The sequence below is a fragment of the Chryseobacterium sp. VD8 genome, from assembly GCF_037149975.1.
Lineage (GTDB): Bacteria > Bacteroidota > Bacteroidia > Flavobacteriales > Weeksellaceae > Chryseobacterium > Chryseobacterium indicum.
Genome location: NZ_JBBCQL010000251.1, coordinates 1 through 6,243, shown reverse-complemented (window position 1 = coordinate 6,243; position 6,243 = coordinate 1). Strand labels below are relative to the sequence as shown.

Annotated in this window: 7 protein-coding genes; 4 read left to right on the top strand and 3 right to left on the bottom strand. The window is 35.4% G+C overall.

Annotated features, from left to right (window positions below; all coding sequences use genetic code 11):
* The 3 genes from WFK35_RS19510 to WFK35_RS19500 form a co-directional block, all read left to right on the top strand.
* Positions 1–780: NAD(P)/FAD-dependent oxidoreductase (locus WFK35_RS19510; protein WP_336734033.1), on the top strand; the 780-nt coding region annotated here is incomplete at its 5' end.
* Positions 781–1,047: 267 nt separating this feature from the next.
* Positions 1,048–2,160 (top strand): peptide chain release factor 2, encoded by a 1,113-nt coding sequence (gene prfB, locus WFK35_RS19505; RefSeq protein ID WP_290266518.1) that lies wholly within the window; start codon positions 1,048–1,050, stop codon positions 2,158–2,160.
* An 84-nt stretch (positions 2,161–2,244) separates the two neighbouring features.
* The gene (locus WFK35_RS19500) at positions 2,245–2,952 is read left to right on the top strand and encodes a DedA family protein (RefSeq protein WP_235131320.1); all 708 of its coding nucleotides are present in this window, start codon (positions 2,245–2,247) and stop codon (positions 2,950–2,952) included.
* Positions 2,953–3,076: 124 nt separating this feature from the next.
* Here WFK35_RS19500 and WFK35_RS19495 read toward each other — a convergent pair whose 3' ends face one another.
* The gene (locus tag WFK35_RS19495) at positions 3,077–3,949 is read right to left on the bottom strand and encodes an alpha/beta hydrolase (RefSeq protein ID WP_336734031.1); all 873 of its coding nucleotides are present in this window, start codon (positions 3,947–3,949) and stop codon (positions 3,077–3,079) included.
* Positions 3,950–4,415: 466 nt separating this feature from the next.
* On the opposite strand from WFK35_RS19495, the gene WFK35_RS19490 reads away from it, so the two are divergent.
* The gene (locus WFK35_RS19490) at positions 4,416–5,315 is read left to right on the top strand and encodes a DUF808 domain-containing protein (RefSeq protein WP_336734029.1); all 900 of its coding nucleotides are present in this window, start codon (positions 4,416–4,418) and stop codon (positions 5,313–5,315) included.
* A 77-nt stretch (positions 5,316–5,392) separates the two neighbouring features.
* On the opposite strand, the gene WFK35_RS19485 is transcribed toward WFK35_RS19490, so the two are convergent.
* Positions 5,393–5,743 (bottom strand): prevent-host-death protein, encoded by a 351-nt coding sequence (locus WFK35_RS19485; RefSeq protein ID WP_235131316.1) that lies wholly within the window; start codon positions 5,741–5,743, stop codon positions 5,393–5,395.
* A 101-nt stretch (positions 5,744–5,844) separates the two neighbouring features.
* On the bottom strand, positions 5,845–6,243 hold a 399-nt coding region (locus WFK35_RS19480; protein ID WP_336734027.1), incomplete at its 5' end, for a DnaJ C-terminal domain-containing protein.

Genomic DNA, 6,243 nt, shown 5'->3' with positions numbered 1-6,243 from the left:
GGCGGTTTCGAGATTCTTAATGATGATGAACCTTTACAAAAACTGGATGAAGTAAATCAGAAGCTGAAATCCATTACCAATGTTGAAGAAACCTATTTTTTAAGCCAGCATAAAATTCAGGAATTCGGTTTGGAAAAATCTCAATATCTCATTGAAAATCCGTGTGAAGGAAGTCTGCATTCCGGTAAACTGCTTCAGAAGTTACTGGAAAAATGTCATGAATTAAAAATTGAATTTCTCTTTGGAACCGAAGTTGAAAATATCACGGAACATTCAGATCAAATTGAAGTTCATCTTTCAAAAAATCTTTCTGTGAAGGCAGATCAGTTAATTCACTGTACAAATGCTTTTGCTTCAAAATTTTTAGAAAAAGAAGAAATTATTCCGGCTCGAGGACAGATTATTCTAACGGAACCGATTGAACATCTGAAATTGAAGGGAACATTCCATTATGATGAAGGTTTTTATTATTTCAGAAATCTCGGAAACCGGATTTTACTCGGAGGCGGAAGAAATCAGGATTTTAAAACAGAAGAAACCACATCTTTTGAAACCACCAAATTTTTGCAGAATCATCTTGAAAATTTTTTGAAAGAAGTGATTTCACCCAATCAGCATTTTGAAATCGCTCATCGCTGGTCAGGAATTATGGCAATGGGAGCCGAAAAAACACCGATTGTAAAACAGCTTTCAGAAAGACAGTTTTGCGCAGTCCGTCTTTCAGGAATGGGCGTTGCGCTGGCTCCGAAAACCGGGGAGATCGTAGCGGAAATGATTTAATTTTAGTCACATTAGTTTTATTACTTTAAAATAAAAAATCAACGAAGAAGAAAATCAAAGATTTTCAGAAACTAATGTGTTCTTCTCTATGATAAGAAAGATTTAAAATCTTAGGTGACTGATGTGTTTGAATTTTGAATTAACTAAGAATATCAACATATAAACTGAAGATGTATTTCAGCAGAAATCTATACTAATTCGCGAAATCTGCGGGACAAAAATTTGCACTCATAATTTTATCCGTATTTTTGCAAAAAATAAACAATCGTGATTAACAGCGACCAGATAAAAGAAATTCAGTCAAGAATTGATGATTTACATAAATATCTTCAGATCGATAAAAAGAAGATAGAAATTTCTAATGATGATGAAAAAACGGCAGCTCCTGAGTTTTGGGACAATCCTAAAGAAGCTGAAGGATTTCTGAAGCAACTTCGTTCCAAAAAGAAGTGGGTAGAAGCGTATGATGAAATCAATACCCAGTTTGAAGATCTACAGGTTTTAGTGGAATTTGCGAAGGAAGATCCTGATTCTGAAAAAGAACTGGACGAAACTTTCCCTCAACTGGTAGAAAAAATCGAAGATCTTGAATTCAAGAATATGCTTTCCAATGAAGGGGATGAACTTTCTGCGGTTTTACAAATTACTGCAGGAGCAGGAGGAACAGAAAGCTGCGACTGGGCTTCAATGCTGATGAGAATGTATACCATGTGGGCGGAAAAACAAGGGTATAAAATCCGTGAACTGAACTTTCAGGAAGGGGATGTTGCCGGAGTAAAGACTGTAACACTGGAAATTGAAGGAGAGTTTGCATTCGGCTATTTAAGAGGAGAAAACGGAGTTCACCGTCTGGTAAGAATTTCGCCTTTCGATTCCAATGCGAAGCGTCATACGAGTTTCGTTTCCGTGTATGTGTATCCTTTGGTGGATGATACCATTGAAATCAACATCAATCCTGCCGATATTTCATTTGAAACGATGAGATCTTCCGGAGCAGGAGGTCAGAACGTAAACAAGGTAGAAACGGCGGTTCGTCTTCGTCACGCACCTACAGGAATCATCATTGAAAACTCAGAGTCGCGTTCCCAGCTTCAAAATAAGGAAAAAGCAATGCAGTTGCTTCGTTCGCGATTATACGAAATGGAACTGGAAGAGCGTATGAAAGCCCGTAACGAGATCGAAGCCAATAAAATGAAGATCGAGTGGGGAAGCCAGATCCGAAACTACGTTATGCATCCTTATAAACTGGTAAAAGATGTGCGTTCCGGATTCGAAACTTCGGATGTGGATTCTGTAATGAACGGAAACATCACTCCGTTCCTGAAAGCTTTCCTGATGGCGGATGGAACGGCTGTTTCAGATGATGATATGGAATTGTAGCACGATGTTTAAATTTCGTTAAAATCTTATAATTAATTTCCGATTGACGTTTATTAATCCTATTTTTGTTACTTATCAAAATGTATGGAAGATTTCAATAGCTGGAAAGATTTATTAAATCCGGAGTTTTATATCAAGCTTGGAGGATTTTGGCTCATTCTGTTTATCATTTTCGCCGAAACAGGTCTTTTTGTAGGATTTTTTTTACCGGGCGATTCATTGCTTTTCGTTTCGGGGATTTATTCAATTGATATCATCAGAGAGACTTTTGGCTCTACAGGGAGCGATTTTTTCGATACATTTATCTTAGCGGCATCAGTTTCTCTGGCAGCTATTATAGGGAATGAAATAGGTTACTATTTTGGGAGAAAGACAGGTTCTGCTTTATATAAAAAAGAAGATACATGGTTGTTTAAAAAGAAATACCTTTATCAGGCGCACGATTTTTTCGAGAAAAACGGAGCTTTGGCCATTATTATGGCGAGATTTTTACCGGTAGTAAGAACATTTACCCCGATTGTGGCAGGGATCGTAAAAATGGATAAAAAGGCATTCTTAAGAGATAATATCATCGGGGCGGTTCTTTGGTCGTTTTTATTGATTTTTGCAGGACATTATCTGGATAAATTATTCATCGATCAGTTCGGAATTGATCTTAAGAAAAAATTAGAACTGATTATTATTGTGATTGTTCTGATAACAACGGTTCCGGTTATTATCAAATTTTTATTCGGAAAGAAACAGGACTTCTCCAAGTATGAGAATCATAATTTTGATGAAGAAGACAACTAAGAATTCATTTTAAATATATTTAACCCGCTTATCTGAGCGGGTTATTTTTTTGCTGAATCATTATAGATTTTTCTTTGAAGGATAAGGGGAGACTGCAAAAGCAGTTCTTCAGTTATTTACCAGATTAATTTTTAATCCACTCCAGAATATTGGGATAAATGATACTGTCTCTTTTTTTCTTACTAAAAAATCTGGGCGCATGACCTGTATTTTCCATAAAAATAAATTTATGCGGTATATTTTGAGCCGTTAAAGCAGAATCTAAGGCAATTCCCTGTTTCGGACTGACTAAAAAATCCTGATTTCCCTGAAAATGAAGGGTAGGAACATTCGAAATATGGGCAATCGGACTGGCTTTTTTAAATTCTTCAGACAAGTTTCCACGCGTGAATTTTGTTCCCACCACTTTTTGGATGGTGGGTGAAGAATATTTGGAGTAAAATGAATTCAGGTATTCCGGAGAATAAAAATCTGTCGGTCCGCTTAAGGAAATGATCTTTTTTACTTTATCAGGATTCTGATAACCGTAGAGTAAAGCAAGATGGCCTCCTGCACTTTCTCCCAAAAGAATATAATTGTTAGGCTGAAGTTCTGCTTTCTGAGCCAGTTCATTGAATTTCGCAATCACCGAATCAATGTCTTCAAGCTGTTCGCGGTACGTGATTTTTTTTGATTTTGAAACCAGTCGGTAATTCATATTAATGGTCGGAATATTATTTTTAAAAAGCATTTTCTGAATCTGGATCATGTGTTCTTTTTTGCCCAGAGTCCAGGCTCCGCCATGGATTAATAAAACAACAGGGGAGTTCTCAGGATAATCCGAAGGAAGAAAAATATCTGCTTTTTGCCTTTTATATTCCCCGTACTTCAGATTGTAAATTTTCTGTTCGTTATTTGTTCCCACCCAGACTTTAAATTTTCTCGTATTGCATGAACTCAAAATAAAGCCAATTAACCCTAAAACAAAGAAATGATAACAAAGAATCAGCTTTTTCATAGAATAAAAGTACAGAAAATTAAAATTTTAAAATTAATAATACCAGAAATTTTATTTTTTGTTATGAATTCCATTCGATATATCCGAAAAGAAAATGGTTGTTTTCACATAATAAAGTTTTTCCTTCCGAAGCAAATAAACTTTCTCCCCGAGACCATGTTTCGTAAATAATTTCTTCAGGAGAATATTCTTTATTGCATATTTTACAAAATATTGAATGAAAATCTTTACGAATCATTATTTTAATTGAAAAAGATTTTACATAATTACTTTTTCATAGTTTTTTGATGATTATTACGAATATACAAATTATGAGGAATACAATTTGATATACAGATTTAAAATAATTAATCTTAATTAACTACGCGATAAATAAGTTTAAATAAAGCTCGGTCAGTCATAAGAAAAACCGAATTAAATAATTATTTTTGCCCTTTAACAAACATTAAAAAAACATTAAAATTTTATGGCATCTGGTTTTTTTGCGATCTTGGATGATATTGCTGCATTAATGGATGATGTAGCAGTTACAAGTAAAATAGCAACTCAGAAAACGGCAGGAATCTTAGGGGATGATCTCGCTGTAAATGCTGAAAAAGCGACTGGTTTCCTTTCTTCTCGAGAACTTCCGGTACTTTGGGCGATCACAAAAGGATCTTTCATCAACAAACTTATTATTCTTCCGATTGTTTTTCTGCTAAACTGGCTGTATCCGCCTGCCATTAATTATGTTTTGATTTTGGGAGGTCTGTATCTTGCTTTTGAAGGGGTAGAAAAGATTATAGAATTTCTGTTTCACAGGGATAAAAAGGGTCATGAAGTGGTAGAAGAGGCGGAAGAAGAAGATCTGAATTCTGAAGAAACCGAAAAGGCAAAGATTAAATCAGCAATTACCACGGATTTTATTCTGTCTATTGAAATTGTTATTATTGCTTTAGGAACGGTTTTGGAGGAAAGTCATCCTTTTATTACCCAGATTCTGGTAACCTCATTGGTGGCTTTTATTGCAACAGTAGGTGTTTACGGAATTGTAGCTTTAATTGTAAGAATGGATGATGCAGGATTTAAACTGATCAGAAAAAGTAACGACAAAGGGGTTATCGGGAAATTAGGACATCTGCTAGTAAAAGCACTTCCAATAGTTATAAAAGCTTTAGGAGTAATCGGAACGATTGCCCTGATTATGGTTGCCGGAGGAATTTTTGCTCACCGAATAGAATATTTTCACCATATTTTACCATCATGGTCTTCAGATAAAATACTTACGGTTCTTAAAGAAGTGATTCTGGGACTTGCAGGAGGATTGCTTGCCGTGGCTGTTTTCACAATCGGAAAAGCACTGTTCTCTTTAGTGAAACGCGCATAGAAAATTGATCAATAATAGTAAAAATTCGCGGCTTCTACGAAGCCGCGAATTTTTTATTTCGAAGATAATTTAATTACCTAGTTCAGATCATAATTCATGATCACGAGTCTCAGAATAAAATGCACATAATCCTGATCTGCGTTTTTTCTGTTGATCAGATGATTTTTATATTCATACGATTTCAGAACAGAAAGCAGTTGTCTGTAAGTTTCAAGATCTTCATTTTTGATCTTTACCCTCATGTTTCCGTCTCTTCTTTCTACGATTTTGTCATCCAGCGTTCTTACTTTAAATAAAACCTCGCATGATTTTTTAGCAGGTCCGAAATATCTCTCAACAATATTAATCTTGAATGCATCAAAAGTAATCATATTGAAAATAAGATTCGCCGTAGATTCTGGTGTATGGAGTTGAAGCTTGTAGTTCATGTGAAATTTTTACAATACGTACAAATATGTACAGGTTTTTAATTTAAAGTAGTTTAAAATTCAAAAAAGAGACTTTTCAAAGAAAGCCTCTATAAATATAGTTAATTGAAAAGATCTTTCACCTTATCGAAGAAAGTTTTTTCCTTGCCGGATGGTTCCGCAACCATTTCTCCGCTGTTCATCTGTTTTTCGAAGAAATCTTTTTGATCTTTTGTCAGCTTTTGCGGAGTCCATACATTGATGTGGATAAACATATCTCCTTTTCCGTAACTGTCGATGCTTGGAAGACCTTTTCCTGCTAATCTCAGAATTTTTCCGGATTGCGTTCCTGCATCCACCGTAATTTTCACTTTTCCGCCGACTGTTGGTACCTCTTTTTTCGTTCCCAAAGCGGCTTCAGCAAATGAAATATACAATTCCTGATGAAGATTATCGCCTTCTCTTTTGATTACTTTATCAACTTCCTCTTCGATAATTACCAGTAAATCTCCCGGAATTCC